This window comes from Aureimonas psammosilenae, assembly GCF_009176975.1.
In the GTDB taxonomy this organism is placed as follows: domain Bacteria; phylum Pseudomonadota; class Alphaproteobacteria; order Rhizobiales; family Rhizobiaceae; genus Plantimonas; species Plantimonas psammosilenae.
Genome location: NZ_WEZG01000016.1, coordinates 13,930 through 40,929 on the forward strand (window position 1 = coordinate 13,930; position 27,000 = coordinate 40,929).

Genomic DNA, 27,000 nt, shown 5'->3' on the forward strand with positions numbered 1-27,000 from the left:
ATGAGGGGATTTAGACCGGAGTAAGGGCTTCCACGCTTTCGAACGGATCAGATCGAAGCAGTGATGCCGCCATCGACGTAGAGAGTGTGGCCGTTCACGAAGGAGGAGGCGTCGGAGCACAGGAAGATCGCCGCGCCGACGAGTTCTTCAACCTCGCCCCAGCGACCGGAAGGCGTCCTTTTGGCGAGCCAAGCGGAAAACTCCGCATTGTCCACCAGCGCCTGGTTCAGCTCGGTGCGAAAATAGCCGGGCGCGATGGCGTTGACCTGGATTCCGTGCTTGGCCCAGTCGGTCGCCATGCCGCGCGTCAGGTTGCGGATTGCGCCCTTCGTGGCAGTGTAGGGCGCAATTCCGGGGCGGGCGAGTTCGCTCTGTACGGAGCCGATATTGACAATCTTGCCGCGCCCGCGCGCGATCATGCCCCGCGCAGCGGCTTGCCCCGCGAGAAAGGCCGAGTCGACGTTGACGCGGAAGAGCTCGCACCAGCGCTCATAGGGGAAGTCCTCCAAAGGCGTGCGGTGCTGCATGCCGGCATTGTTGACGAGAATGTCCAGCGCGCCGTGCTCGGCCTCCAAGGTTTCGAACGCCACCGCCACGCTCGCCGGGTCGGCGGCGTCGAAGGCGAGCGCGGACGCGTCCGCGCCTTCCTCGCGCAGAGCAGAAACTGCCTCGGCAAGCCGCGCCTCGTTGCGTCCGTTGAGGATGATGCGCGCCCCATTTCCCGCCAACCCCTTCGCGATCGCGAAGCCGATGCCCTTGCTGGAACCGGTGACGAGGGCGAGCCGACCGGAAAGGTCGAAGAGGTTCTTCATCATGCTTTCGCGTCCGCTGGCTGGACCAATCCCTTGATGGCCTTCATGCCGGTCCGAGGGAAGAGATCGGAATGAACATAGAGATACTGCCCGCCCTTGGCGGTCCAGTCGACATTGGCCATGAGCGCGAGAAACAGGATCTGCTTGGCCCGCCGCCGACGCAGATTTCGTCAGAGGCGTAGTCGAGCCCGAGCCGCCGCTTGAAGTCGTCACGGATCGCTTCACGCAGGCGCGGCGTGCCGTTGACGGGGGTGTAGTGCGCTTCGTTCCGGTCGATCGCCGCCTTTCCATCAGCCCGCACGTTTTCCGGCGTGTCGAAATCCGGCTCACCCGCCGTCATATCGACGATGTCGCGACCGGCGGCCTTCAGGTCGCGGGCGCGCTGCGTGGCGGCGGTACTCGGCGAAACGCAGATATTGCTGACGCAGGCGGGAATGAAGCGGTTCATAAAAGATTCGCTGTTCGTGGGAATCCCGTTCAACCCGACGGGAACCGCCCAAAACACTATCAAGCCGGAAGGCGAGCGAACCAACAGCACTTCGTTCTACCGCGATAAGGTTTGGCGATAGGTCGGATTTTTGCCTTCTCGCCTCCCTTCACGGCCGCCCGTATCACGAGTGAAAACAGCCAGCTACGAAGAGCAAGGATGAAGGCAGAGGGAATTAAGTATTATTTTATACTGAATAGGCAGTTCGCCTGAAGGAACTAACCCCGGGTTATCTGGGGATACATTGAACCGAGCAGTGCCATGTCAGGTGTTTCCTTCTCGCAAAACGTGATTGGACGCCACCATATCGAGGCGCTGAACGCCGTCGATTTCATGCCGATCCGGTTTCTTCCCGTTAATCCGCGCCAGTTCGATGTGGGCTTGAAGGGACATCTCGGCGCCTCGTTTCATGTCTGGTCGACCCGCTCGCAAAGCGGCTTCAAGACCTTGCCCGTGAAGCCGCGCGAGGTACTGACCCTTCGCCTGCCCTTACAAGGCAGAATGCGCTGGAAGGACAACCAGCGCGACTACGCCGTGGGCTTCGGCCAAGGCTTTCTTCTGCCCTTCGAGAGCTTTGCCGAATTCGAGGCCGGATCGGACTTCGAGGTCCTGTCCTGCACGGTGGAATACGAGCGAATGGCAGGCTGCTATCGGTCGCTTGGCTTCGAAGAGGACTTCGACATTTATCAGTTCGAGCCGGTGGTGAACTTCGACACCGCTCCACTCCGCGCGCTTCTGGCCTCCCTGCAGCGGCTGTTCTCGATGATCCAGCCGGGTTCGGGGCACAGCGATCTCACGTCCCCCCTTATGGAGGAGGTCTTCCTCTACCAACTCATCTCGGCCTGGCCGCGGGTGAGCTTTTCCGACAAGCGCCCGAAGGAAACGTCGTCGACGCGAACAGCGCGAACGGCGCGCGATTATATCAAGGCCCATCTCGGGCGCCGTCTCATGCTGGACGATATCGCGCTGGCGTCGCGCGTTTCGGTTCGCACCCTGCAGGACAACTTTCGGCAGGAATTCGGCCAAACGCCCACCGACTACATCCTGAACACGCGGCTCGACCGGGTGAAGGCGGATCTTCTCACGGAGCCCCACCTGTCGATCACCGCGATCGCGCAGCGCTGGGGCTTCACCCATCTCAGCGACTTCTCCCGCCGCTACCGCCACCGCTTCGGTTGTTCCCCGCGCCAGAGCCGATCGGGCTGAGACGTTTCCTTCCGTTTCTGCCGGAAAGGAATCGAAACCTTTCGTAGAGGATTGACCGGCGACGCCCTTATTCTACTCAGACGTGCTCTTCGATCATACGGCTTCTTGGATGTCATGATTGCAGGAACTTGCTTGGAACGAGGAAAGGCTTGAGTTCCCTGACGCTCGTTTCTCGTTCTATCGCGGTGATTTACACGAAATTTTCTGATGTTTTCAGTCCGCGATCAATAATCCTGTAACCATTTAACTATTCTACAACAATATCTTTGCTTAACCGTGCTCCAAGCCTTGAATTGCTTTGCAGGAGCAAGATGGCTTATTGCTCCGCTATAAATTTCCCGAAGATAATACGCGGAGACCCTTATGCGCGTTTCAGCAAGGGCGTTGTTCTGGCTGCTGTCGGCTGTTCTGACCCTTTTTCTTATCGTTCAACCGATCAGCGTTGAAGCGCAACTCGCCATCGCGCTTGCCGCGATCGGCCTAGTCTCCGCGATCTATCTTCTGAAGCTCGACGGCGTTTGGCGGCACGTGTTCCTGGCGCTCGCGACGGCCGTGGTGCTTCGCTACGCTTACTGGCGCACCACCGCCACGCTCCCCTCCTCCGACGATCTCGTGAGCTTCATTCCCGCGATGATCCTCTACGCGGCGGAGATGTACTGCATTCTCTTCCTGTTCATGAGCGTCTTCGTCGCCATCGACCCCTTGCAGCGCAACCGCGCCAGGGCCCTGGAAGACGCCGAACTTCCCCATGTCGACGTCTTCGTACCGTCCTACAACGAAAGCGCCGACATCCTGTCGCTGACGCTGTCGGCCGCCAAGGCCATGGACTATCCCGCTGACCGCCTGCGGGTGTTCCTGCTCGACGACGGCGGCACCGACCAGAAACGCAACGGGCGCGACCCCCGCTCCGCGGCCGAAGCCCAGCGCCGTCACGTCGATCTGCAGGCTTTGTGCGGCACGCTCGGCGTCACCTACCTGACCCGTGCCCGCAACGAGCATGCCAAGGCCGGCAACCTCAACAACGGCTTGGCCAATTCCAACGGCGAGCTCGTCGTAGTGTTCGACGCCGACCACGCCCCGGCCAAGGAATTCCTGCGCGAAACGGTCGGTCACTTCCGCGACGACGACAAGCTCTTCCTCGTCCAGACCCCGCACTTCTTTGCCAACCCCGATCCCCTGGAGCGCAACCTCTCGACCTTCGACAAGATGCCGTCGGAAAACGAGATGTTCTACAGCTCCATCCAGAAGGGTCTCGACAAGTGGAACGCGACCTTCTTCTGCGGCTCGGCGGCGGTTCTGCGCCGCAGAGCCCTGGAACAGGTCGGCGGCTTTGCTGGCGTCACCATCACTGAGGACTGCGAAACCGCGCTAGAACTCCATTCGCGTGGCTGGACCAGCCGCTATGTGGACCGCCCGATGGTGACGGGCCTTCAGCCCGAGACCCTGTCTAGCTTCATCGGCCAGCGCTCACGCTGGTGCCAGGGAATGATCCAGATCTTCCTTCTGAAGAACCCGCTGTTCCGCAAGAACCTCGGGATGGCTCAGAAGATCTGCTACCTGTCCAGCTCGATGTGCTGGTTCTTCCCCGTGCCACGCATGATCTTCTTGCTCTCGCCGCTGCTTTTCATATTCTTCGATCTGAAGATTTTCGACGTCTCGACGCAGGAATTCGTCGCCTACACGATCACCTATCTCGCCATCAACACGCTGATCCGTAACTACCTATACGGAGAGGTACGCTGGCCCTTTGTGTCTGAACTCTATGAATACGTGCAGTCGGTCTATCTGCTGCGCGCCGTCTTCTCCGTGATCCTTAACCCGCGCCGCCCGACCTTCAACGTCACGGCCAAGGGCGAGACCATGAAGGAAGACCGGTTGTCGCCGCTCGCCGTGCCCTACTTCGTCATCTTCTCGGTTCTCGTCGGCGCCACCGTCTACTCCGTTTATCGCTACGAGACCGAGCCCCAGGTCGGCGGCATCCTTCTGGTGGTCGCGGCCTGGAACTTCCTCAACGTCTTGATCGCCGGCGCGGCGCTCGGCGTCGTCACCGAGCGGCGCGAGCGTCGCCAGGCGCCCCGCACCGTGTCCGACCGCACCGCCATGCTGGCGGTGGGCGATGCGATCGTGCCGATCGAGGTCAACGACACCTCGCTCAGCGGCGCCAAGGTGTCCCCGCTCGGGCTCCTGCCCGACTTCGGGGGCGCGCGTCTCGGCCAGATCGTCCTCACTCGGGGACAGGGCGAGGAGATTGGCCGCATCCCGGTATCCATCCGCTCAGTGTCCGAATGGAACGGCACGGTGTCGATCGGCCTGCGCTACGAGGCGGATGCCAGCGACTATCCGATGATCGCCGAATTGACGATGGGTGACATGGGTGCCGTGCGCACCCAACGCGAAGCCCGCCGCCGTCCGCGCGGCATGCTCCGGGGCGGCCTCACCATCCTCGCGTGGGGTCTCGGCTATCCCTTCCGCGCTTTCCGCCACCTCGTCTTCGACCGGGCAAGCCCCAAGGTCGAGGAAGCTCCCGCCAGCGCCCCGGTGCTTTCCCCCGCCATCGCTCCGGCCTCCGTCGCCGACGCCCGCTGATCCCGTGAAAGGCACGACCGACATGAGCTTCAGTCTGCGCCATGCCCTTGCCGGGGCGACGATCCTCGGCACCACGTTCGCCGCGAGCGCTGTTCTTGCAGCGAACGCTCCCGCCGCCTTCGATCCGAGCGCCGGACAGCCGAGCGCCGCTCTCGCTTCGGCGACGAATGCCCCTTCCCCCGGCCTTCGCCGCTTTGCCTTGGAAAACGACCAGCTTTCCTTTTCCGGTGAGAACCGGCGGCTCGACTTCCCGGTTTTCGTGACGGCCAGGGAGTCGGCCGCCCCGGCGCGCGTCGTTCTCAACATCGACAGCGCCATCTCGGTGATGCCCGAGAATTCCCGCATGAAGGTGCTCGTCAACGACCTTCAGGTGAGCGACGTCACGCTCGGACGGTCGGGACGCCAAGCGATCACGGCCGAGCTTCCGGCGGGGCTTCTTCAGCCGGGCCTCAACGCCGTGCGCATCCTCGTGGAACAGCATCACCGCGTCGATTGCTCGCTTCCCGGTACCTATGAATTGTGGACCCATATCGATCCCGCCACGAGTGGCATCGTCTACGAGGGCGTGTCTCCGGCACCCGGTGGATTGGCCGAGCTCGGCGCCGTCAGGCCGGGCGCCGACGGGCGCGTGGCCGTGCGCGGCATCCTGGCGAAATCCGCGATGGCCCCGGCCATCGACGGCACGATGAACGCCATCCAGTCCGCGACGCTGATGGGATATTTCGACGCGCCGGTGGTGGAGTTCGCCAACACGCAAGGGCAAGGGCCGGGCCTCGACGTCGTGGTCGGCACGGTGGCCGAAGTGGCGTCCCTTGTCGGCGAAGCCAAGGGCAATACCGACATTCCCTTCGTGTCGCTCCTGTCCTCGGAAGGCGGCGAGCGCCAGACCCTCGTCGTGTCCGGCGTTTCGACGGACGACGTTCGCCGCAACCTCGCCGATCTTGCGACCTACGCCCGCCTTTCTAAGCCAGCGGGCCCGTTGGCGGGCCAGGAAAGCTTGGTCATGTATCGCGGCCGCGCGATCGGCAGCGGCGAAACGGTGCGGCTCGGTGAACTCGGCGTCGATACGCGTCCTTTCGCCGGACGCTCCTACAAGAACGAGTTCCGCGTCGTCCTGCCCGCCGACTTCTATGCGGCGGACTACGATTACGCGTCCATCGCGCTCGACGCCTCCTTCTCGGCGGGTTTGAAGGAAGACGCCCAGCTCGTCATCCGCGCCAACGACAAGGTCGTGACGACCCTTCAACTGTCGTCCTCCAAATCCGGCCAGTTGCGCCAGCAGAAGATGCGCGTGCCGCTGAACGCCCTGAAGCCGGGCATCAACGTCTTCCGCATGGAGGCGATGGTGCCGAACGCGTCCGACGCCCTGTGCGAGGTGGCGGCGCAGGCCAGCCCGCCGGTGCGCTTCACCCTGTCCGACAGTTCCTCCTTCACCATGCCGCGCTTCGCCCAGGTCGGGCACGCGCCGGACATCTCCTCCATGACGGCTGGCATCGCGGAAGCCAACCGCGCGATGGAAAAGGGCGTCACCGTCTTCGTGCCGAACTACGACCGCCAGCTTCTGGGCGCGGCGGCGACCTTCGTGGCCAAGATCGCCAGTTCCACGCGGCGGCTCCAGCCGGTGACGACGACATCCGTCATGCCGACGGATCTCGACGACGACCTGATCGCCTTCGGGGGCCAGAGCGGTCTGCCGCCCGAGCTCTTCGACACGATCCGCATCGCCAGAGCCGGCGATGCGGCCAACGAGGTCGCTTCCTCGGCGAGCCTCATCTCGGCGGCCAATGCCGGGCCCGTTACCTCCATCGGCGCCGCCCTTTCGGAAGCCGACACCATGAAGGCGGCCATGCAGGCTGCCGAGGACCCCTCCGCAGCCGTGAATGCCGGCGGCGCCGCGATCTCCAACAGCGCCCACCGCGCCCTGGACGACCTTTCGATCTCCTTCGGCTGGGCGGCGAGCCAGATCACGAACTTCGCGTCCGCGCAGACCAGCCCGAAGCTCTTCACGCCCTCTCCCGACGCCGCGCTGACGGTGGCGCAGATGCCTTCGCCGACCCATGCCTCCTCGTCCTGGACCATGGTGACGGCGCCCGGCACCGATCGGGTCGTGTCGGGTGTCCTCAAGGCCACCACCCGCGATCGCTGGGCCTCGCTCGGCGGCGCGGTGACCGAGATCTCGGCCGACAAGGGCTTGGTATCGAGCCACGAGGCGACGAGCGAGCGGCTCTACGAGACGCAGCCGCGCTCCCTCGGCAATGCCCGTCTGGTGCTCGCCGGCTGGTTCTCGCGCCATACGGAACAGTATCTCGTGGCGATCATCGGCACGCTCCTGCTTCTCGGCTTCTCGACGGCCTTGTTCCTGCGCACGGTAGGCGAGCGCAATTCATGATCCGCATGGGAATGCTTCTGGCCGGTGCCATGACGATCCTGGGGCCCTTGGCGGCGACGCCGCCCGCAAAGGCCGTCACGGCCGTGGCCGCGTCCATCGCCGCCCCAAGCGGGCAGGATCTTATCCTCGGGACATGGGCGCTTTATGCGAGCCGCTTCGTGTCGCCCGAGGGCCGGGTGATCGACGACGTCAACGGCGGCATCAGCCATAGCGAGGGCCAAGGCTACGGCCTGCTGATCGCGGTGGCGGCGGACGACCGCGCCGGCTTCGAGCGGATGCTGGGCTGGACAAGGGCCGAACTCTTCGTGCGCGGCGACGATCTGGCGGCGTGGCGCTGGGACCCGAACGCCACGCCCCACATCACCGACCGCAACAATGCCACCGACGGCGACATCCTGATCGCCTGGGCGCTTTATCGCGCCGCCAAGCGCTGGGACCGCCCGAAATGGCGAAACGAGGCGAGGGCGATCGTCGAGGCGGTGATGGCCAAGACCACGGCCCCGAGCGCCTTCGGCACGGTGATGCTGCCGGGCGCTCAGGGCTTCAAAGCCGAGGATCAGCCCGACGGGCCGGTGGTGAACCTGTCCTATTGGGTATTTCCGGCGCTGGAGGAACTGGGCGAGATTTCGCCGAAGCTGAAGCGCTCCGGGATTGCCGAGAACGGGCTGCGTTTGGCGAAGGTCGCGCGCTTCGGCCAAGCCGGGCTCCCGGCGGACTGGACGTCGCTGAAAGGCGAGCAGCCCGCCCCGGCGAAGGGCTTTCCCGCCGAGTTCGGCTATAACGCCCTGCGCATTCCCTTGTATCTCGCCTGGTCGACGCATGCCGACGAACCGCTTCTCGCCGGGTTCACCGACGCCTTGTCGGCGCAAGCCGGCGGCTTCCGGACGGTGGATCTCGCCACCGGCGTTACCAAGGATGTTCTGACCGATCCCGGTTACCGGGCGGTGGCGGATGTCGCGCAATGCGCGCTCGGACGCGCGGCAAAGGCCGCAAGCGCCGAGAATTTCGAGCCCACCAGCTATTACCCAAGCACTCTTCACATTCTCGCCTTGATGGCGCTCGCGGAAAGGTATCCTCAATGCCTGCGATAAAGAGCCTGACGCTTTCGGCTTCTCTTCTGGTTCTAGCCTTTGCCGGCACGGCCCTGGCTTCGAGCCCGGCGGCCCCGGATTTCGGCGGCGCGAGCGTTTCCGCGCCTTCCGCGTCGCCCGCGGCTCCGGTCTTCGCTGCCCCAGCCCCGGTACCCGCTTCCGCGCCTTCCGTGACCCGCGTGCCGGCGGCCCTTGCGATCGCCCCGCCTCCGGTTTCCGTTGCTCCCGTGACGCCGGGCGTCAATCCGTTCTCGGCGCCCGTCGCTGCGGCTCCCGCTCCCACCGCCGCCAGCCCCGCGCCGGGCAATTTCCAGCCGGTGGTCGATCCCGCAAGCGCCACCGACGAGAAGGCCGCTGAGGGCGCGGTGGATGAAGCGGCCCTTCGTTATTACGCCTCGACCCGCGATCTCGTGCGCGTCGGCGCCGAGATCCGCCGGTTGAAGACGCTGCATCCCGAATGGCAGCCCCCGGCCGATCTGTTCGCCAAGAACGAGAAGGCCGACGAGAGCGACCTTTGGGCCTTGTTCTCGCGCAAGGACTTCGCCGGGCTCGACGCGGCCATCGCGGCCAAGGCGAAGGCGATGCCGGGCTGGCAGCCTTCCGCCGATCTCAAATCCAAGATGGAAGTGGAGCGCGCGCGCTTCGAGATGGGCGGCGCTACGGCACGCGGCGACTGGGCCTCCGTGGTCGCGGCGGCCGAGCGCTCTCCGGGCGCTCTGACCTGTCCCAATATCGATCTTCTCTGGTCGCTCGGCGAGGCCTACGCGCGGCTCGGCAATAATGCCCGCGCCTTCGACGCCTACGCCTATCTCCTGAAATCCTGCGAGGACCCAGGCCAGCGTCTGGCCACCTATCAGAAGGCCGCCCAGCTTCTGCCGAAGGAAGGCGCGGAAGCGCTGGCGGGCTTCGGCCGCCCACTCCCGAACGGCTCCACCGAGTTCGCCTCCTTGCGCTTCGACGAGCTTCGCGGGCAGATCGGCAAGGTCGCCGCAGGCGAGTCCCTCGTAGCGCCCGACCTGGCGCGCCTTCAGGCCTTCGCTGCCGATATCGCGCAAAGCCGCAGCCAGGGCGACGCCCTTCTCATGGGCTGGTATCTCTACGCCCAGAACGACTATGCGGGCGCCGCCGACTGGTTCAGGGCGGCGAGCCGCCTCGGTGACGACCCGAAAGCCACCGAAGGCACCATCCTGGCCCTGCGCGGCGACGGCAAGACGCCCGAAGCCGAAACGCTCGCCCGCGAGAACCGGACGCGCTCGCCCGAATTCGCCAAGATCTATGTCGAGCTTCTGTCGAGCCGTTTGACGGAAAACGACGCCTCAGCGACGCTCGGTGAGAACGAGATGCGCGACTTTTCCGAAGCCGTGGAGCGCTCGAAGTCGGCGCTCGGCGCGCAGTCGCTCGGCTGGAACTATCTCGCCAAAGACAAGCTCGAGGACGCCCGCGCCTGGTTCGCCAAATCGGTGGGCTGGCAGGCGACGAAGGAAGGCGTGACGGGTCTCGCGGTGATCGCCGCGCGCTCCAAGAACAAGGGCGAGCTGAAGGAGATCACCGATCGCTTCGGCGACAGCTTCCCGGAACTCGCCAGCCTCCAGGTCGCCGAGCCCCGCAAGGTGGCGGCGAAGGCGCAGGTGCAGGCGCCCCACAAGGGCAAGTCCGGCGGCGGAAGCGCCGACGCCAGCCTGATGACCCAGGCCAACGCCGCCTTCAAGGAGCGTCGCTATGCCGAGGCAATCTCGCTTCTCGACAAGCGCCAAAACCTCTACGGCCGCAACGGCGGCGCCGAAGTCCTGCGCGGCTGGGCCAACCTGAAGCTCGGCCGCTACGAGGAAGCCCGCCGCGTCTTCAAGGCGGAAAACAGCCGCCGCTCCACCAAGGACACCCGCTTCGGCATCGGTGCCGTGTCGAACGAGCAGTACGATATGTGGAACTGAGCCATCGCGCATGGAGGTGGGTATGGTGATCGCCAAAGCTTCTTGTCATGAAGCATCTTCCCGCTGGCATCGGTGAACAGCTGCACGGTCACGCTAAGCGCCTAGCCGAACTGTTCGACGCCTTCGTCATGGCCATCGCGACCGGCATACTCCTGATGTTCGCAACGCTGGGACTCGCCGACGGTTCTGAGCCTCGTCTACGCACCGGTAATTAACACGCTGTTGGACGACGGGGAGCGTTGGCTAGAACAGATACTGGGACGTCTTTTGCCGAAGCGGAAGGCCATACCTTTTGACGGGCTCGGCAAGAGCGTCAGGAACTGACATACCTTGGCGACGGCGCGTCGAGACGTGTTATGGAATACGTCCTCGTTGCCCGTAATTGTTCTGAATCGTCCCCTAGAGGGTGGGTTTGCCAAGGACGGAATTGGGGAACACGCGATCGCGAGCAATAGGGTGATCGAGATGTTCTCACAGCCGGAACTTGAAGAGGTAAAATCCCCAACTCTACGCTATTCCTATCCTCGAACGGATAGCGCTCTCCTCTTGTTCATCTAATCAAGATCGCGCAGAAGACCCAACTACGATATGATGTGGTAGGAACTTCGATGCTTGAGATCCGCTCCCTGGAGATCCCCGAGATCCGGGAACTGAAGCCTCGCAAGTTCGGGGACGGGCGTGGGTTCTTTGCTGAAACGTTCAACCGTTCGCGCCTTGGCGAGGTCGGCATCGACATCGACTGGATGCAGGACAACCAGTCCTATTCGGCCGAACCCTTCACGCTGCGCGGCCTTCATTACCAAGAGCCGCCCTTCGCGCAGGATAAGCTCGTGCGTGTTCTTCGGGGCCGCATCCTCGACGTGGTCGTCGATATCCGCCGAGGCTCGCCGACCTACAAGCGCTGGGTAGCGCTCGAACTCTCGGCCGATGCATTCAACCAGCTTCTCGTGCCCGTCGGCTTCGCCCACGGCTTCCTGACGCTCGAGCCGGACACGGAGGTCTTCTACAAGGTTTCCGCCCCTTATTCGGGCGCGCATGACCGCTCCATCCGCTTCGACGACCCGGCGATCGGCGTCCAGTGGCCGCTCGAAGGGCACGCGCCCGTTCTATCGGACAAGGACGCGAAGGCCCCGACGCTCGCTGAAGCCAATCCCCACTTCGATTATACCGGGAGCTGATCCATGAAGATCCTTGTCACCGGCGGCGCCGGCTTCATCGGCTCGGCCGTTTGCCGTCATCTGATCGGCGAAACGGATCATTCGGTGGTCAATCTCGATAAGCTGACCTATGCGGCGAGCCTGACCTCGCTCGCCTCCATCGAGAACGATCCGCGCTATCGCTTCGCCGAGGGTGATATCTGCGATCGCGCCTTCGTGGCCGGTCTCCTTCGCGCGGAGCAGCCCGACGCGATCATGCATCTGGCGGCCGAAAGCCATGTCGACCGCTCCATCGATGGTCCGGGCGATTTCATCCGCACCAACATCGTCGGCACCTACGAGCTCCTGGAAGCGGCGCGCGCCTACTGGTCCGCACTGCCGGCGGAGAAACGCGAGACCTTCCGCTTCCATCACATCTCGACGGACGAAGTCTATGGCGACTTGCCTCTGGAGGGGGGCCTCTTCACCGAGGACACGCCCTATGCGCCCTCCTCGCCTTACTCGGCGTCGAAGGCAAGTTCCGACCATCTCGCCATGGCGTGGTACCACACCTACCACATGCCGGTGGTGCTCTCGAACTGCTCCAACAATTACGGGCCGTTCCATTTTCCCGAAAAGCTCATCCCGCTGATGATCCTGAACGGGCTGGAAGGGCAGAAGCTTCCGGTCTACGGCCACGGCGAGAACGTGCGCGACTGGCTTTACGTCGACGATCACGCGAAAGCCTTGGCGCTCGTCGCCACGAAGGGCGAGCCCGGCCGCTCCTACAATATTGGCGGGCGCAACGAGCGCTCGAACCTTGGCGTAGTGAAAACGATCTGCGACACGCTGGACCGCCTGTCGCCGCTCGCCGACGGCACGTCGCGGCGCGAGCTGATCTCCTTCGTCACCGACCGTCCCGGCCACGACCTGCGCTACGCGATCGACGCCACGCGCATCGAGACTGAGCTTGGCTGGCGCGCCGAGGAGACCTTTGAAACAGGCTTGGAAAAGACCATCCGCTGGTTCCTCGACAACGAAGCCTGGTGGCGCCCGATCCGCGACAAGCGCTATGGCGGTGGGAGGCTGGGCGTTTCGGCGGTTGGTTAAGCGCTGGAAGATGCAAACTCGTTCCTGCGACATTGCAATGCCGCAGGTCTCCGCTTCCGCCCAGAACCAAGGATCAGTTCATGAGCGGGCGGCAATTTCTACTCAGCGAAGAGCAGTCTTTCTTCCTCGATATATCGAAGCGGGCCTATGCGGATGCTCCGCCAGAGGCCGCCGGACCAACGGTTCTCGTTTGTCCGCATTGCGGTCACGACGAGCGGGGCGGAAATGGTCCTCATGAGATATTCGATCTCGTTCAGGACAACCGATCCCGCATTTCCGTTCTTGTATCCGATCGACATTTTCGTTGTCGCGAATGCGGTGAGGGTTCTCCTGTTTGGAGCTTGCGCCGCGACGGTGTCGCGATCAGCCATCTCCGCGCGGTAGAAAGCGGGGAATCCTGCATGCCTGCCGGCTTTCATACCTTCATGCAGCGTTGGTATCCGAAGTGAGGACTCTTGCTCGAATAGCGCTTGCGATACTCGCCTTCTCGGCCTCAGCCTTCCTGCTGCCCGAAGCTCTAGCGCAGGATGCCCGGCCGCGTTTCTCGGTTCCAGCGATCTGCGATCCTTCGACCCAATGCCTAGTCCAACAATATCCGGACATGGCGAGCGGCCCGGACGCTCTCGATCCCTTTTGCGGGCATGCCACATACGACACGCATGACGGCGTCGACATCCGGGTTCCGTCGATGAATGACGCCGAAAAGGGGGTGGCTGTCGTCGCGATGGCCGATGGGCGTGTCCTGCGACTTCGAGACGGCGAACCCGAGCGTCTTCTAAAAAGCGACGAGCGCAAGCTCGTCGCCGGCAAGGAATGCGGCAACGGACTTGTCATTGATCACGGCGCGGGATGGAGCGTTCAATATTGCCATCTCAAGCAAGGCTCCGTTGCGGTCCAACCCGGGCAAAGCGTTCGACGCGGCGACAAGATCGGTCTTATCGGCGCTTCCGGACTCGTTCAGTTTCCCCATGTGCATGTGACCGTTCGTCAGAATGAAGTCGCGGTCGATCCCATGTCCGGTCGCAAGGTCGGATCAGGCTGTTCGCCCCAAATGACCGATCGTGACGGACTCTGGTCCGACGACGCCCTTGTCTGGCTTTCGAAGGCGCGGCGACACATCATTGATGCAGGTTTGACGGGAGCCGGCTTCGATTATGACGGTCTGGTGCAGAACGGCGCGCCGGAAGGGCTGAATGCCGGGCAAGGACAGATTCTGAGTTGGGGCTGGTTTGCCGATCTAGAAGCTGGAGACCAGATCCGCATTCGGCTGGAAGCGCCCGATGGGCAGACGTTGATCGATCATACGAGCGATGGCCTTATCGCCCCGCGAGCCGTCCACTCACAGATAGCGGGACGTCATCGAACGGTCGAACCCGGCACCTACCGCTGGCAGGTGAGTCTCCTTCGAAAGGGAGCGGTCATCGAGTCCCGTTCGCAATCTCAAGTGGTCGAGTAGCCGGCCTTTCGGAAGGAAACGGCTTTTATCCGAGACGGCCGTGATGTCGTAGATGTTCCACCACGGCATCCGCCAGCTCTTCGGGCGGCAAGAGCTCGGTGCGCAGGTGGAGTTCGGGATTTGATGGAATTTCATAGGGGCTATCGATCCCTGTGAAATCCTTGAGCAATCCGGCACGGGCCTTCTTGTAGAGGCCTTTCGGATCGCGAGCTTCCGCTACTGCCAAGGGGGCGTCCACGAAGATCTCGACAAACTCGCCTTCTTCCAGAAGGTCTCGCGCCAACTCTCGTTCGGATCGAAAGGGCGCGATGAAAGCGCAAAGGACGATGAGACCCGCATCCGCGAAGAGCTTGGCCACTTCGGCGATCCGGCGGATATTTTCGGTACGATCCTCGGACGTGAAGCCGAGGTCGCGGTTCAATCCGTGCCGGACATTGTCCCCATCCAGGAGATAGGTGTGCTTTCCGAGCGCGAAGAGCTTCTTTTCCACCAGATTGGCGATGGTGGACTTGCCGGCGCCGGAGAGGCCCGTGAACCAGAGAACGCCAGGGCGCTGGCCAAGGGTTTCCGCCCGCACGGCCTTGGTCAGGTCGTGCGCCTGCCAGCGCACCTCGGATGCACGGCGATAGGAAAGGTCGAAACCACCCGATGTCGTTTTATCCATAAGACGATGGTCCGGATGGTGGATGGTTCGGCGAGGGACGATCTCGGGGAACCGGCATCAACGGCATTGTGCCTTAACGGTTTGATCGAAGATCGGACGAGGAACGGATATGCGCCACGGGTTATCCGGAGCGTTTGGATAAATCGGCAATGCGACCATGCGTGGTGCGGGAGCCGGCAGGAGCGTGCCGCGTCCGGCCGCCGTGTCGCAGATCGTATCACGGAAAGTCCCAAAGTCGCGCTGCTCCATATCGGTTATGCTACGCTGGAACACGGGAACGGTGCCAAGCCAGCACAGGATCAATGCTCCAAATCCGATTGCTGCAAAACGGCGATAAAGCATGGAGGGATTGCTGAGTCCGAACACCATCCATGCCGTAAGGAACATGATGTTGACTCCCGTGAAGTAGCGATCGGGGAACGACGTGACGTAGTTGTCAAGGATGCTTGTCAGGCCCTTTCGCATTACAAGAGTTGCTGCCCACATCACTCCAAAGTTCAGAAACAAAAAAATCCTGTAATCGAGTAATTTGATCGTGCCGGGACCGAAGCGGCGCGAATAGATACCGACGCTTACCAAGAGCGCGGCGAAGACGGCGAGCGTCGTGGCGTCCGTAAGATGATGATAGACTGGCGCGAGGAGGGGGAAGATCGTGCTGCGCGCAACCGCGAACTCCAGGAAGCTTGCCGGCTTGAAGGGTAGCGGAATCCCCCCCGATGCGGTGAGCGCAATCGGATCAAGACTCAATATGCCAAGAGCCAGCATCGCGAGATGAGCAAGGACGGGTAGCACAAAAGGCTCGCCGTTTCTTCGGCGCGACAACGAGTCGAAAATGATGAAGACCACATATTGTCCGATGACGACCGGAAAGCTCCACATCAAAGCCAAAACGGCGATATGAAGCAACAGCATGGCCCATCGTGATGGCTGGCGGTAGAGCAGAGCAAAAAGCGCGAACTGTGCGATCACCGGCATGTAGAAGCCGAGATTGAGGATACGTCCGAAGATTTCATAGCCATCACGCCCGACCGGCAAAAGCACGATCGCCAGCCCGATCAGCCAGCAGAACCCCGAATGCAGTCGGTCCCTCAGGGTAAGAAGCGGCAGCGTCGCAACGAATCCGAAAATAAGCGAAGCAATAACTGCGATCATCTGCGGCAAAGCGGAGATGTCCGACAGGAACAAAGCTCGTGTTGCGAAAAGTGCTAGCCCTTCCAATCCGATGAGACCTGCAACCATGTAGTCCGATCGGGCATGGACGAGGATATGCCAAAAACCTTCGACCATGATCCGGCCTATCCAATAGCCATCCTCGCCATAAAGGATGGGATAGGAAAAGGCGTAGGCGTTGCGCAGGAACGACAGGCTCGTAAAAACGAGAAGCGCGAGAAGAACCTGCCACGCTCCTGAGGGAGGCAAGGTTTCCAGAGCTGCTTGGCGTCGCCGGATAGGAAGGGTCGGAAGGATCATCAAACGGCCAGATCGCGTGCGGCGGCGGGGGGATGGGAAATGAAGTCGCGAACTTGTGCAGGCGTGCCCAGCATGCCGACGTCGGCAAGGACGACCTCGGCGATGCGCACCTTCAAATCGCCTGCGATGAGATCGTTGTACATGGGAGCGACGTAGCGCTCGCCTTTTTCCTCGTTGCCGTTCGCGAAATACCGGTCGTAGGTTTCCAGAAACAGGCGGGCGCTCGCGAACCCGTAGAGCCCCAGCGTCGCATGGGACGAAATTCGCGACTTCTCACGCAACTCGACGACGCGGCCTTCGTCATCCAGGCGGGCGAACGACCACCCTTCCCCCGGCCCCGGAAAACAGGGAATCCAGCCTGCGACATCCGCTTCGTCAGGCGTTGGCCGCATGGCGCCGGGGCGCACGAATGTATCGATGTTGTAGATCGCGAAAGGCTCGTCAGGCGGCGATACGGCGGCGAGAAGCCGGGCGGTGGTCGCCTGACCGTTGGTCGGGGCGTCGAGGGCGAGAAGTTCGCCGACGGACAGGCCAAGCGCGGCGCAGCGGGCGCGGATGAAGTCTTCCTGCCCGTCGTCCCGGCGAACAGCGAACGAAAAGCGCCAGTTCGCCTCGCGAAAGGCATCGAGCGACAGCATCGACCAGTCGAAGAGAGGTCGCCCCAGCGCTTCGATCCGATATTTCGGCAAGTCGTAGCCTGCGTCCCGGAAGCGATTTCCGAAACCGGCCATGGTGATGGCGACCGTGCCCGCGCTCATCGGGAGGAAGCCACCTGCTTGGCGACGCGGTCGCGCTCGCAAAGAGCGAGGAGCTCCTCCTGGGTGTGTTCCAGGAACTCGCGCGGGCGCACTGCGCGGTCATCGATATAGAAGCCGTTATGACCCGGCCATGGCTTTCCCATGTAGATCTCGTGATAAGGCACCTCATGGCGCCCCAGCCATTCGAGGAGAACCGGAAGGGTCTTGGCGTTGATCACGCCCGTATTGCCGTTGTAGCTGCGCATGTTGCGCGAGGAATGAAGGATGATGTGCCATCCGGCGGATGCAAGTTCCTGCAAGCGCTTCACCAGCAAGGGCTCGGGAGCCAGATCGGCATAGCTCGTATCGCCCCGCTCGGCTGGACAGAGCGTACCGTCGATATCCACCACAAGGACGTTGTCGTTCTTGATCATGCTTCGAGTTCCCGAATGATGCGCGCTGCCAGCATCGCGAAACCAGCGAGCTTGCGGGGGTGGTCGATGTGGAGGGGCATCATCGACATGAAGAGCGAGAGTTCGTAGGCGCGCACGATCCCGAGATCGAGGCCGGTCTCGGCGAGGTGACGCTCCAGAATGGCACGGAAGGAGGCCGGTGGTCCGTCGTCGTGCAGGCGAAGAACGAACTTCAATTCGGCATCCAGCGAACATTCGAAGAGATCATTGTTGACGAAGTCGTAGCCGCCCAGCACCGAATGGCTGAATTTGGCGAGGTCATAAAGGGGATGCATCCATGCTTCCGCATCGTTACGCGCGCCCCGCGGATCGATCAACCGGAACAGCCGGGTGCGCCGGTCGAAGAGGATGTTGGACAAGCAGGGATCGCCGTGGCCGAAAGCGAGAGCGTCGGACGGATCGCGGGCGATAGCGGCTTCGATCAACGCTGCGGCCCTCTCACGCATGGAAGCGATGCCTCCGTAAGGTCCAGCCTCGACCAGAAGAGCATCCAGCCGTCGGCCGGGAGCCGTCGTGAGGAGAAGATCGAGCCGTTGGTGCATCTTGCCGAGGATCGCGTCGCGCGCCACGGCCCGAACTCCCTCGCGCTCCATCGGTTTGACGGGACGCGCGGCAAGAAAAGCGAAGAAGGTCTCCACCAGCGCCCCGAAGGAACCCTCGTCGAAAGCACGATGGATGAGTTGCAGCGCCGCGTCCGGAACGGCAAGGCGTTCGGTGGAATAGCCGGCGCGTGCGCCGTCGTCGAAGAAGTCGAAGCTCGTGATCAGGAACGGCTTCATCCTTTCCGGTGCCAAACCAAAGAAGGCATATTCGCGGGCCATCTTGTCGCGATCCGTCGAGGTCTTGCTGAAGACGTGCCTGTCGATCCGGATGGCGTTAAAATGGCGGCTTTCGGTGGCGCCGTTGATGAAATCGATAAAGGCGTCCGGTTGCCGCAGATCAACGAAGCCGCAATGGTCGAGCATGGCGGGAGCTTGCTGGGATAGGTGAAGGAGGATTTCGCGCGCGGTCGCCGGGTTCGGTGCCCGAAGCAAGGCGACGAGATCGTTGCGCAGGAGAAGGACCGGACCTTCACCGTTGGTTGTCTTCATCGCGAAGGTGCTGCGCAGGGCGAATGCCGCCTTGGCGACCAGGTTGGCGAGGCCTTCGGGATTCGTCGGCATGAAGGAGGAGGGCAGAAGCAGGAAGATGTGCGTGTCGCTGCCACTCTCGGCGAGCTCAGCCAGATGTTTAGCGTCGCGCGGATCAAGAAGGTGGAAGAAGTCGCTGGCTCCGCCGCGTCGCACCTCTCGCCGGATCGTCTCCCCAAGCGATATGCGGCGATGTAGGATCTCGGAGAAGCGCGCGGATCCGATGATGCTCTCGATCTCGACCGGCGGCGCCTCGCGATCGTCGTAGACGATGGTCAGGCTACGGCTCAAAGGGATTTCCTCGCGACGTGGAGCCGAAGGCTGCGGGGTTCTGCGAATGCGGCGAGACGTACCGGCGGGGTGTCGAGCACGACTGGGCGCAAGGGGCGCCAGTCGGGCTGCGTCACCTGCTGCAGATAGGCCAGCGTTGCGAAGGGCCAGACGAAGAGCAGGCTTGCCGTGGCGATGACGCCGTATGTCAGCACCAGATCAGACGAAGCACCGGGCAACCCACTCCCAGGCGTCAGGGAAAGCGACAAGGAAGAAACCGCAAGAAGCGTGGTTCCTCCCGTCATCGCCGGCACGATCAGCGACAGCGTCAAGGCTTCCAGCATCCAGATCATCACCGAAAGACACAGGACCGATCCCAGATTGCCTTTGATGCAGGCTTTGGCGATCTCCGTGGAATGGCGCATGAAATCGAGGAAGCGAAGCACCTTCAGCGATCGCGAAGAGAAATGCACTTCCACGATATATTGCTGGATCGAACCAAGCGCCGGACGCAGAACCGTCAACGTGGCAACGCCGGCAGCCAGAAGCAGAAGCAGCATGAAGCTCAACGGATAAAGCGCCGAAGGCAGTGTCCCGGTGCCCACGAGAATGGCAAGCGCCACAAGGAGCACGAAGGCATCGAAGGCCTTTTCCAGAAGCAGGATCAACAGCGGACGCACGATATTGCCCGCCAGCATCACCAGTTGCTGCAGGCGGTAGAGTTCGCCGAGCTTGAAGGGAACCAGCAGCGAAACGGGCGCGGCGTTGAAGTAGAGCATCCCCATCGTGCGCATGCGCAAGGGTACGATACGCGCCGCGATCAGAGAAAAGCGTGCGGCCCGTAGGACATGCGCGAAAAGATAAACGAGCGCGGCCGCAGCGAGATAGGGTGGTCCTGCCGTTCTTTCCACGCCTTCCGGCACCATGTCGAGGCGCGTCGGCAGCACCAGCGCGATCAGGAGAAGAGGAATGGCGATAGCCGTCCAATAGCGGCCTAGCCTAGCCATGGACGTTTCCCCGCTTCTTCGGCATCCTTCGACGCCACGATCCGGAAATCATAGGCTTCGCGTGGCTTGGCGCGGTGCTCGTCGGCCAGGAACGCCTCTGGAGCCGTGAACATGCGTCGCAGCATGACGAGCATGCGACGGCCCTGGCGGAACAGCTTGGCGTTCGACACCTGATCTTCTTCCCGCCATGTCAGCGGAAAGAAACGATGCGACAGACCACGCCGAGCGGTGGCCAGGATCATATAATAGTTGAACGTCAGATCGTCGGCGAAACGATGATGGAAACCGTCTTGGAAAATCGAAAGCCGGTACATGTTCAAGCCGGAGCCAAGATCGAAGAGGCGCTGCTTGGCCGCAAGCGAGAAGATGCGATTGAAGACCTCGTTGGCTGCGGTGCGAAGCCACGAGTAGCCGACGAGGCGTGATCCCTTCATAAAGCGCGCGCCAAGAAGGCAATCGACTTGGCGATGGACGCCTTGCGCGATCAACGGCAGGATGTCGGTCACGGACCCCTGGTCGTCGCCATGGAGAACCACGAGATGGCTGTAGCCGTTCTCCAGGCCGTAGCGGATCGCAACCTTGTGGGAGCCGCCAAGCCCGTAATTCTCGACATTCTCCAGAAGTGCCCAGTTCGGAACCGCAATCTTCGGCAGAGCTGTCCGGGCCGCGTGCTGCGTGTCGTCGGTGGAGCGGTTGTCGACGCAGATCAGTCCTGCGAACGGCGTGGCGTTCGATGCATTTTCGAAGGACTGCAGCACCCGCGCGATCTGCGGAGCGCAATTATACATCGGCACGAAGACGAGGATCCTGTCAGCCATCATACGCTTCTTACGGTTACGGGGACTTCGACACTACGCCTCTTCACCGGAGAGACGCTTTCCCCTCAAGGAGCCATCCCATGAACAGGAAGTTGGCGTAAAGCGTCAGCGGCGTGACCGCCACCTTGGCGAGAATGGAGGCCAAGGCGAGTCGCCAATTCGGATCGACAACCAACGAGACGACCGATGCGAGGGTCGCAAGTATCGGCTCGAAGACCGTGTGCGCCAAAGCGGCAATAGCCAGAGATGCCAGCAAGATCGCGATGGCGTTGTACAATGCATAGGCTGCGAACTTGCCTATGATCCAAGATCCGTCATGCACGAAGGTTCGGCGCTGAGCGATCAGGAAGACGAAGCTGACGGCGATGCCGGCGCTGACGCAATTGGCCAGAAAAACGGGCATTCCAGCGGCGGTAAGGCTCGTCATGATGGCGAGATCCAACAGCCATCCCATTCCCGAGATCAGAACGAAGCCATGAATTCGGATAGGGCGTGCGGGATGCCCATCGACTGGAGAAGTCTGCCTCATCACAGATCGAAGCCTTGTCCATCTTCAGACACAGTATGCTTTCCAGTCCGGATGCCGGCTCTAGTCATCCAACCTGCTTTAACAAAATCGTCGGAAGGATTAAGCAACGAACATCTTCAGCAAAAGGCGCAACGATCCGGCCAACGCCTGCGCAGGTCGAGCCTTTGTCGTCAGAACCACAATCCTATTTTTGTGTCCAGCGTCACGGCATCTTGGAAAGAAGGGTGGGATTGATCCGCAACAGGTCTTTGGGCACGCCCCGATGCGATAGCGAGGAAGAAGGGCACCCCCTCGCACCATTCGCTATTCGAGATGGGAACGATCGCTCTTAGATTAGAAAATCCTGTGTCGAGAGTTCTGGCCGAGCATTGTGTATGGCAACGAAGCTTTGGTCGGCGAAATTCACAAAGAGAGTGCCGTCGCTTGCCCAGGCGAGCGTCGTAGCCTGTCCGTTGGTATCGATGCGGTCTCCACGATAGAAGTCGAAATCTTCGACGACATCCCGCGCACCCGATACATGGACGAAGGTATCGGCGCCTGCTCCTCCGGTGAGGAAGTTGAGCCCGGGTCCGCCGACAATGACGTCGAGTCCGTCGCCGCCTAGGATCGTATCGCTCCCGGCGCCGCCATATATCGTCGCCGACACGCTTCCTTGGATGCGAACCAAATCGTCTCCGCCATTGGCGTAAACGACATTGTGTCCGTCGCCTACGATGGTGATGATATCGGCTGCATCCTGGCCATCGTTGACGCTGTTGCCTCCGTAAATCGTATTGTTGCCACTGCCTTCGACGGTGATCCGGTCGATGCCTGACCCGCCAAAGATCACATTCGATCCACCGCCTTGGATACGAACCACGTCGTCACCGAGACCCGCATAGACCGTGTTATGGCCGGATCCGCCAATGAAGATATCATCATTACCGGAATTAGAATAAACGAGGTTCTGCCCGTTGCCGCGGATAATGATCCTGTCGGCACCGTCCGATGGATCGCTGATCCCGGCGCCGCCGAAAACGGTGTTGTTGGCGAGACTGTCGATCGTGATGGCGTCATTGCCTGGACCTGCGACAACCAAGTTGTTCGCTTTATTCAAGATGGTAATCTCGTCGTTGCCGAGACCTCCAAAAATGGTGCCGTTGCCCAGGGCGCGATACAGGATGACGTCGTCTCCAGCGTTGCTGAAAATCTGGCCCGATCCCTCTCCGGTAAACGTAATCTGATCGGCTCCATCCTCGACATCGCCGGAGGATCGGCCGCCGTAGATCTGGACGCTCTCGCCTGCCAAAGGCATCGCCGTGATGGTGTCGGCTCCCAAGCCGCCATAGATTGTGTCGTTGCCCGATCCTGCAGTCAGAAGATCGTTGTTCGACGTTCCAACAATCTCTTCCGTTGCGGCTGTTCCCGAAAAGGAAATGCCGACGATCTGATCCAGCGAACGCGCCATGCCAAACATAGAGACCTCAAAGCGATACAAGATTTATATTTTGCACCCTACTACTGACATTCCCTTAAGATAGAGCGCATCCAGTATCGTTCTTTCTATCATGGGTAACGGATATTACGTGATTACGTGTTGACGCTGAAAACCGCGACGACGATACGAGAAACTCGCTTCCAGCTTTTCCGAACATGTAGAAACGGATGACCTACTGACCTTCCAATGGCCTCTAGGCAGTGGGGCAGTCAGTGCGTATGGATGCGGCCAAGATCAGAACGCAACGAACGACGCGAGAAGACGGTGAAAAAAGGGATCATTCTTGCAGGAGGCAGTGGCACTCGCCTGCATCCAATGACGCTGGCTTCCTCGAAGCAGCTTTTACCCGTCTACGACAAGCCGATGATCTACTATCCACTCGCGACCTTGATGCTAGCAGGGGTGCGAGATCTTCTTATCATTTCGACGCCGCACGATCTGCCCCGCTTCCGAGACCTTCTCGGCGATGGTGCGCGCTGGGGCATGCATATTTCCTACGCAGAACAACCCAGTCCCGCCGGATTGGCCCAAGCCTATACGATTGGCGAAGAGTTCGTAGCTGGAGAGCCATCCGTTCTCGTACTCGGCGACAACCTATTCTACGGACATGGCCTACCGGAACTTCTGTCCCGGGCTGCAGCCCGAGCAACGGGAGCCACTGTTTTCGCTTATCATGTCAACGATCCGGAGCGGTACGGTGTCGTTTCCTTCGATGCCGCAGGTCGTGCGATCGAAATCGTCGAGAAACCAAAGAACCCGCCTTCCAACTGGGCGGTCACAGGTCTCTACTTCTACGATGGCCGAGCGTCCGAGATTGCGCGAAGCCTAAAGCCTTCGGCGCGTGGAGAGCTTGAAATCACCGACCTCAACCGGGTCTACCTCGAGGAAGGTTCTCTCAGTGTCGAAACCATGGGGCGTGGCTTCGCATGGTTGGATACGGGCACCCCGGACTCTCTTCTGGAAGCAGGAGAGTTCGTGCGTACGCTCGAACACCGGCAGGGTTTCAAGATTTCCTGCCCCGAAGAGATCGCCTTCAATCTCGGTTTCATCAACGCCGACCAACTCATGTCGCTCGGAAAGGAACTCGGAAAAAGCCAGTATGGCCTTTATCTTCAGCGCCTTGCGCGCGGAGATCTATGACCGATCGAATGGCCACAAAGGTTCGCGGATCCGACACGTCTCGCCCCTAATAGCTTATGAGCATTTCCGGTCCCCTTCCGCCCAACATCGACGCTCAGCATCCCACTCCGGTGGCTGTCTTCGTGCATGTCCATTATCCGGACGTCTGGCAGGATATCGCGCGCCAGTTGGCCGAGCGGTTCGATGCTCCTTTCCGACTGATCGTCACCTCCGCCGTGGCCGGCTTCTCGCCGGGTATTCCCCCGACGCCGTTTCACTTGGAAACGATCTTCGTCCCAACGGAAAATCGTGGGCGAGACATACGTCCCTTCCTTCTAGCCTTGCGACGGATGGGAAAGTTCGAGATCGGACTGAAGCTTCATACCAAGAAGTCGACGCACCGCTTGGACGGTGGAACGTGGCGCGACGATATATTAGCTTCGCTCGTTTCGAAGACCCCTCCTCCCAGTGCGTTCGTCCGCGCCTTCGCGACACAGCCTGCGCTCGGCATTCTGGCCCCTTCCGGCTTTCTGCTTCCTGTTCGAGAATGGCTCCTGACGAACCTTCCCAGAATGCGGAAGGTGTCAGAAACTCTCGCGAGTCCACTGAGCCGAAAGGATCTCGCACAAGGCTCGTTCGCAGCCGGTTCTATGTTTTGGTTTCGCCAAGATGCCCTATCCGATTTCGTAAATCCGGCGTTGCTCGAATTATTCGAAAGCGAAAAGGGGCAAACGGATGGAACCGTCGCGCATGCGATCGAACGATTGTTCGGCACCCTGGCGGCGAGAAGGGGCTATGCCATTCTTCCTGCGAACATGGTTTCGATTTTGATATCGATGCCGCCGCATGGACGGGCGGAGGACCTCGATCAGTTGAAACCAACGGAAGACGTAAGCCCGCTCTTTCGAAGATCCATGCCGGCCCGTCTTGCCGCCACACATGCACCCTTGGTTCTTCGACTTTACGGCATGCTGCCGATCAGCTTGCGCCGGATGTTGCGCACTGCTCTATCAGGAAAGTAGGTTCGAACGCCCGAGCCGGGCGACGGTAGTCAACCTACGAGACGTCGCAATCTGAGATACGCGAACGAAGCAACCGGTTTCAACTTCACGAAGGGTCCGATGAACTTCTTCTTAAGAAGGAAGATTGTTACCCTCAGACGAAGCTTGAGAACGCTGCGAACATAAGGGTTGGCCTGAACCGCAGCTTCAAATTCTTCCGCGAAGAGAACGTATTCGTCCCTGAATTCTCGAAATTTTCCCGATCCATTCGAAACAGCGGCAATCGCTTCATCGATGATCGGCTTGCGAAAGCGAGGCACGAGATAATCTCGCATGTAGAACCTGCCTTTTTCAGGTTCGTCCGGAAAGGTGGCTGCAAGCTTCTTGAAATAGCGCAACCGCGATCGTGCCATGCGAACTCCGTAGGAAGTGCTCTCGGTGTGAATGCACCACACCGTGACGGCCCGATCGATAAAGTAGTTCGTAAATCCTTTCCTAAAGATACGAAGGAACAGGTCGTCGTCTTCGTATCCCATGAACTGACTATCGAAACCTTCGACCGCCTCGAAGGCCTCGCGCGCGATCATGGCCGCCGAAGGCAAGACATGCATGTCCCTGCGGATCATCTCGAAGATGCTCGTCTTGGGATGCGTGGAATGGATGGAGGCGATGCGCGTGCTCACGATATTACCATCGCGATCTGCTTCGAAAAGATCTCCGTAAACCCACCCGAAATGAGGATCGTCGTTGGGAAGGGCTTCAATGAGAACTTCGATATGGTTCCGAAGATAGAAGTCGTCCTGGTCCAGAAAGCAGATGAAGTCGGAGGCTGAAGCACGGACACCGGCATTGCGGGCCGAGCCTTGACCGCCATTCTTCTGGCGCACCACGCGAAACTCTAGAAGCGCGGCGATCTCGTCCAGCTTGTCCGCTTCTTCCGGGCGAGATCCATCATCGACGACGATGAACTCGGAAGGTCTTACCGTTTGCTCCAAGACGCTACGCACCGCGCGCTCGATGAAATCCGAGCCGTTATAGAAGGGGATGACGACGACGACGGAAACTGCCTTCCGACCACGGCTCCCTATCGCCTCGTCATCTTTCGCCAGTTCCATCATGTCTTCTCGAAGACCTTCTCACCAGCGCCAAACGGCAGGCAGATACCTTATCCGATCGAAAGGGCCGTGCGGATCGCATCGATCTGATTGCGCCAGCCAAAATGGTGCCCGGCATCCATAACCCCGCGTTCGGCCATCGCCTCATGATCTTCAGGACGATGCTCGATTTCCTCGATCGTCTCGCAGATCATCTTCTCCCACTCATGGGCGGCAGCGATGCGCCCGTTGTCACCATGCCGGATCGCTTTGGCGAAGGTGAAAGTGGGGGACGCGATCGTCGCCGTACCAGTGATCGCAGCTTCGAAATACTTCAATTCCGACTTGCAGTTGGTGAAGGTATTGTCCTGCAGGGGAGCGATGTTGATTTCGGTCGAGCCGATCAGCCGTTGCAGGTTGACGTAGTCGTGGAAGGGCTCGCGATCGATGCGATCCTGATGGCTCAGAAGGGGCCCTGCAGGCTCGAGATAACCGACCATACGGACTTTGACGAACGGGTAGCGTTTCAGGACGTTCACCAGAGCGCTTTCGGTCAACGCGAAATCCTTCGCGTGGGTTGGTGAGCCCGAGAAGTAGCCGACATGAAGGTAGCCATCTCGTTTAAAGCGGGCGCGCTGCTTGGCGTCCCAAATCTGCCTCGAATAATCGAGCTGCCATTCGTTCATGTAGTTCGGCACCACCGCCGTCTCGATCCCGGCAAATGCGGTGATGCGTTCGGCCAGAAAGGCGTTGGTGGTGATCGCCCGGTCGCAGAGTCTCAAGGTCTCGCCGATCCGTCCGATATAGCCGAACCAGGACACCCACTCGGCTTCCTGATCGAGGGGACGCCCGAGCGTATTCATGATCAGATGGGCATAACGGGTATCGAAGACGATATCGTCGACGTCGAAGATGATCGGAACATGCTTGCGCCGCCGGATGCGATTAGCGAAGCGGCTGACATTGGCGTTGTACTCGGTCCGACAGATAACCACGACATCCGCCAT

23 protein-coding genes and 2 pseudogenes are annotated in these 27,000 nt (G+C 61.0%); 12 read left to right on the forward strand and 13 right to left on the reverse strand.

The genetic code is table 11. The features are described 5' to 3' along the window. Nucleotides 1-47 precede the first annotated feature (47 nt). Nucleotides 48-815 (reverse strand): SDR family oxidoreductase, encoded by a 768-nt coding sequence (locus tag F9929_RS21220; RefSeq protein WP_152048556.1) that lies wholly within the window; start codon nt 813-815, stop codon nt 48-50. A 104-nt stretch (nt 816-919) separates the two neighbouring features. Then, a pseudogene (locus tag F9929_RS21225) lies at nt 920-1,260 on the reverse strand (aminotransferase class I/II-fold pyridoxal phosphate-dependent enzyme); the annotation flags it as partial. Between the two features lie 300 nt (nt 1,261-1,560). Here F9929_RS21225 and F9929_RS21230 point away from each other — a divergent pair. From F9929_RS21230 to F9929_RS21270, 10 genes are all read left to right on the forward strand, one after another. Then, nucleotides 1,561-2,505: a helix-turn-helix transcriptional regulator gene (locus F9929_RS21230; protein ID WP_152048557.1), complete on the forward strand. Its 945-nt coding sequence runs from the start codon at nt 1,561-1,563 to the stop codon at nt 2,503-2,505. 363 nt (nt 2,506-2,868) lie between these two features. Next, nucleotides 2,869-5,091 (forward strand): UDP-forming cellulose synthase catalytic subunit, encoded by a 2,223-nt coding sequence (gene bcsA / locus F9929_RS21235; RefSeq protein WP_152048558.1) that lies wholly within the window; start codon nt 2,869-2,871, stop codon nt 5,089-5,091. Nucleotides 5,092-5,113: 22 nt separating this feature from the next. Continuing rightward, nucleotides 5,114-7,480 (forward strand): cellulose biosynthesis cyclic di-GMP-binding regulatory protein BcsB, encoded by a 2,367-nt coding sequence (locus F9929_RS21240; RefSeq protein WP_152048559.1) that lies wholly within the window; start codon nt 5,114-5,116, stop codon nt 7,478-7,480. Beyond that, nucleotides 7,477-8,571 (forward strand): glycosyl hydrolase family 8, encoded by a 1,095-nt coding sequence (locus F9929_RS21245; RefSeq protein WP_235919495.1) that lies wholly within the window; start codon nt 7,477-7,479, stop codon nt 8,569-8,571. Before F9929_RS21240 ends, F9929_RS21245 begins: the two co-directional genes overlap by 4 nt. After that, nucleotides 8,559-10,502, forward strand: a complete 1,944-nt coding sequence (locus tag F9929_RS21250) for a tetratricopeptide repeat protein (RefSeq protein WP_152048560.1) — start codon at nt 8,559-8,561, stop codon at nt 10,500-10,502. Before F9929_RS21245 ends, F9929_RS21250 begins: the two co-directional genes overlap by 13 nt. A 47-nt stretch (nt 10,503-10,549) precedes the next feature. Beyond that, the gene (locus F9929_RS24185; protein WP_193227863.1) at nt 10,550-10,717 is read left to right on the forward strand and encodes a hypothetical protein; all 168 of its coding nucleotides are present in this window, start codon (nt 10,550-10,552) and stop codon (nt 10,715-10,717) included. 393 nt (nt 10,718-11,110) lie between these two features. Further along, nucleotides 11,111-11,680, forward strand: coding sequence for a dTDP-4-dehydrorhamnose 3,5-epimerase (rfbC, locus tag F9929_RS21255; protein ID WP_152048561.1), 570 nt, complete (start codon nt 11,111-11,113; stop codon nt 11,678-11,680). 3 nt (nt 11,681-11,683) lie between these two features. After that, entirely contained in the window at nt 11,684-12,748 is a 1,065-nt protein-coding gene (gene rfbB / locus F9929_RS21260) for a dTDP-glucose 4,6-dehydratase (protein WP_152048562.1), read from the forward strand. 80 nt (nt 12,749-12,828) lie between these two features. Next, nucleotides 12,829-13,197, forward strand: a complete 369-nt coding sequence (locus tag F9929_RS21265) for a hypothetical protein (protein ID WP_152048563.1) — start codon at nt 12,829-12,831, stop codon at nt 13,195-13,197. Nucleotides 13,198-13,349: 152 nt separating this feature from the next. Continuing rightward, entirely contained in the window at nt 13,350-14,204 is an 855-nt protein-coding gene (locus F9929_RS21270) for a M23 family metallopeptidase (protein ID WP_152048564.1), read from the forward strand. A gap of 25 nt (nt 14,205-14,229) precedes the next feature. Here the strand turns inward: F9929_RS21270 and cysC are convergent. From cysC to F9929_RS21315, 9 genes and pseudogenes are all read right to left on the reverse strand, one after another. Further along, nucleotides 14,230-14,871, reverse strand: a pseudogene (gene cysC, locus F9929_RS21275) (adenylyl-sulfate kinase); the annotation flags it as partial. A 54-nt stretch (nt 14,872-14,925) separates the two neighbouring features. Next, complete coding sequence (locus F9929_RS21280; RefSeq protein WP_152048566.1) at nt 14,926-16,338, reverse strand: hypothetical protein; 1,413 nt, start codon at nt 16,336-16,338, stop codon at nt 14,926-14,928. Next, a complete protein-coding gene (locus tag F9929_RS21285; RefSeq protein ID WP_210251369.1) occupies nt 16,338-17,096 on the reverse strand; it encodes a glycosyltransferase family 2 protein in 759 nt (252 codons plus the stop codon). Before F9929_RS21285 ends, F9929_RS21280 begins: the two co-directional genes overlap by 1 nt. Continuing rightward, nucleotides 17,093-17,509 carry an HAD family hydrolase gene (locus F9929_RS21290; RefSeq protein ID WP_152048567.1) on the reverse strand — a complete coding sequence of 139 codons (417 nt, stop codon included), beginning with the start codon at nt 17,507-17,509 and terminating at the stop codon, nt 17,093-17,095. The genes F9929_RS21285 and F9929_RS21290 overlap by 4 nt, the downstream gene beginning before the upstream one ends. Next, nucleotides 17,506-18,969, reverse strand: coding sequence for a hypothetical protein (locus F9929_RS21295; protein ID WP_152048568.1), 1,464 nt, complete (start codon nt 18,967-18,969; stop codon nt 17,506-17,508). Before F9929_RS21295 ends, F9929_RS21290 begins: the two co-directional genes overlap by 4 nt. Continuing rightward, nucleotides 18,966-19,955 (reverse strand): lysylphosphatidylglycerol synthase domain-containing protein, encoded by a 990-nt coding sequence (locus F9929_RS21300; RefSeq protein WP_152048569.1) that lies wholly within the window; start codon nt 19,953-19,955, stop codon nt 18,966-18,968. Before F9929_RS21300 ends, F9929_RS21295 begins: the two co-directional genes overlap by 4 nt. Then, on the reverse strand, nt 19,943-20,773 hold the full coding sequence (locus tag F9929_RS21305) for a glycosyltransferase family 2 protein (RefSeq protein WP_152048570.1): 831 nt from the start codon (nt 20,771-20,773) through the stop codon (nt 19,943-19,945). Before F9929_RS21305 ends, F9929_RS21300 begins: the two co-directional genes overlap by 13 nt. A 43-nt stretch (nt 20,774-20,816) precedes the next feature. Then, on the reverse strand, nt 20,817-21,302 hold the full coding sequence (locus F9929_RS21310) for a GtrA family protein (RefSeq protein WP_152048571.1): 486 nt from the start codon (nt 21,300-21,302) through the stop codon (nt 20,817-20,819). 328 nt (nt 21,303-21,630) lie between these two features. After that, entirely contained in the window at nt 21,631-22,749 is a 1,119-nt protein-coding gene (locus F9929_RS21315; protein WP_193227864.1) for a calcium-binding protein, read from the reverse strand. A gap of 294 nt (nt 22,750-23,043) precedes the next feature. On the opposite strand from F9929_RS21315, the gene rfbA reads away from it, so the two are divergent. Both rfbA and F9929_RS21325 read left to right on the forward strand, forming a co-directional pair. Beyond that, nucleotides 23,044-23,919, forward strand: coding sequence for a glucose-1-phosphate thymidylyltransferase RfbA (gene rfbA, locus F9929_RS21320; protein ID WP_268915687.1), 876 nt, complete (start codon nt 23,044-23,046; stop codon nt 23,917-23,919). 56 nt (nt 23,920-23,975) lie between these two features. Next, a complete protein-coding gene (locus tag F9929_RS21325; protein ID WP_152048574.1) occupies nt 23,976-24,920 on the forward strand; it encodes a rhamnan synthesis F family protein in 945 nt (314 codons plus the stop codon). Between the two features lie 29 nt (nt 24,921-24,949). Here F9929_RS21325 and F9929_RS21330 read toward each other — a convergent pair whose 3' ends face one another. Both F9929_RS21330 and F9929_RS21335 read right to left on the reverse strand, forming a co-directional pair. Then, nucleotides 24,950-26,014 carry a glycosyltransferase family 2 protein gene (locus F9929_RS21330; protein WP_152048618.1) on the reverse strand — a complete coding sequence of 355 codons (1,065 nt, stop codon included), beginning with the start codon at nt 26,012-26,014 and terminating at the stop codon, nt 24,950-24,952. Between the two features lie 50 nt (nt 26,015-26,064). After that, nucleotides 26,065-27,000, reverse strand: coding sequence for a glycosyltransferase (locus F9929_RS21335; RefSeq protein WP_152048575.1), 936 nt, complete (start codon nt 26,998-27,000; stop codon nt 26,065-26,067).

Bases quoted from the DNA above. Each gene is read 5' to 3' on its own strand.
- F9929_RS21220 (WP_152048556.1), bottom strand. From the start codon at position 815: ATGATGAAGAACCTCTTCGACCTTTCCGGTCGGCTCGCCCTCGTCACC.
- F9929_RS21230 (WP_152048557.1), top strand. From the start codon at position 1,561: ATGTCAGGTGTTTCCTTCTCGCAAAACGTGATTGGACGCCACCATATC.
- bcsA (WP_152048558.1), top strand. From the start codon at position 2,869: ATGCGCGTTTCAGCAAGGGCGTTGTTCTGGCTGCTGTCGGCTGTTCTG.
- F9929_RS21240 (WP_152048559.1), top strand. From the start codon at position 5,114: ATGAGCTTCAGTCTGCGCCATGCCCTTGCCGGGGCGACGATCCTCGGC.
- F9929_RS21245 (WP_235919495.1), top strand. From the start codon at position 7,477: ATGATCCGCATGGGAATGCTTCTGGCCGGTGCCATGACGATCCTGGGG.
- F9929_RS21250 (WP_152048560.1), top strand. From the start codon at position 8,559: ATGCCTGCGATAAAGAGCCTGACGCTTTCGGCTTCTCTTCTGGTTCTA.
- F9929_RS24185 (WP_193227863.1), top strand. From the start codon at position 10,550: ATGAAGCATCTTCCCGCTGGCATCGGTGAACAGCTGCACGGTCACGCT.
- rfbC (WP_152048561.1), top strand. From the start codon at position 11,111: ATGCTTGAGATCCGCTCCCTGGAGATCCCCGAGATCCGGGAACTGAAG.
- rfbB (WP_152048562.1), top strand. From the start codon at position 11,684: ATGAAGATCCTTGTCACCGGCGGCGCCGGCTTCATCGGCTCGGCCGTT.
- F9929_RS21265 (WP_152048563.1), top strand. From the start codon at position 12,829: ATGAGCGGGCGGCAATTTCTACTCAGCGAAGAGCAGTCTTTCTTCCTC.
- F9929_RS21270 (WP_152048564.1), top strand. From the start codon at position 13,350: ATGGCGAGCGGCCCGGACGCTCTCGATCCCTTTTGCGGGCATGCCACA.
- F9929_RS21280 (WP_152048566.1), bottom strand. From the start codon at position 16,338: ATGATCCTTCCGACCCTTCCTATCCGGCGACGCCAAGCAGCTCTGGAA.
- F9929_RS21285 (WP_210251369.1), bottom strand. From the start codon at position 17,096: ATGAGCGCGGGCACGGTCGCCATCACCATGGCCGGTTTCGGAAATCGC.
- F9929_RS21290 (WP_152048567.1), bottom strand. From the start codon at position 17,509: ATGATCAAGAACGACAACGTCCTTGTGGTGGATATCGACGGTACGCTC.
- F9929_RS21300 (WP_152048569.1), bottom strand. From the start codon at position 19,955: ATGGCTAGGCTAGGCCGCTATTGGACGGCTATCGCCATTCCTCTTCTC.
- F9929_RS21305 (WP_152048570.1), bottom strand. From the start codon at position 20,773: ATGGCTGACAGGATCCTCGTCTTCGTGCCGATGTATAATTGCGCTCCG.
- F9929_RS21310 (WP_152048571.1), bottom strand. From the start codon at position 21,302: ATGAGGCAGACTTCTCCAGTCGATGGGCATCCCGCACGCCCTATCCGA.
- F9929_RS21315 (WP_193227864.1), bottom strand. From the start codon at position 22,749: ATGGCGCGTTCGCTGGATCAGATCGTCGGCATTTCCTTTTCGGGAACA.
- F9929_RS21325 (WP_152048574.1), top strand. From the start codon at position 23,976: ATGAGCATTTCCGGTCCCCTTCCGCCCAACATCGACGCTCAGCATCCC.
- F9929_RS21330 (WP_152048618.1), bottom strand. From the start codon at position 26,014: ATGGAACTGGCGAAAGATGACGAGGCGATAGGGAGCCGTGGTCGGAAG.
- F9929_RS21335 (WP_152048575.1), bottom strand. From the start codon at position 27,000: ATGGCGGATGTCGTGGTTATCTGTCGGACCGAGTACAACGCCAATGTC.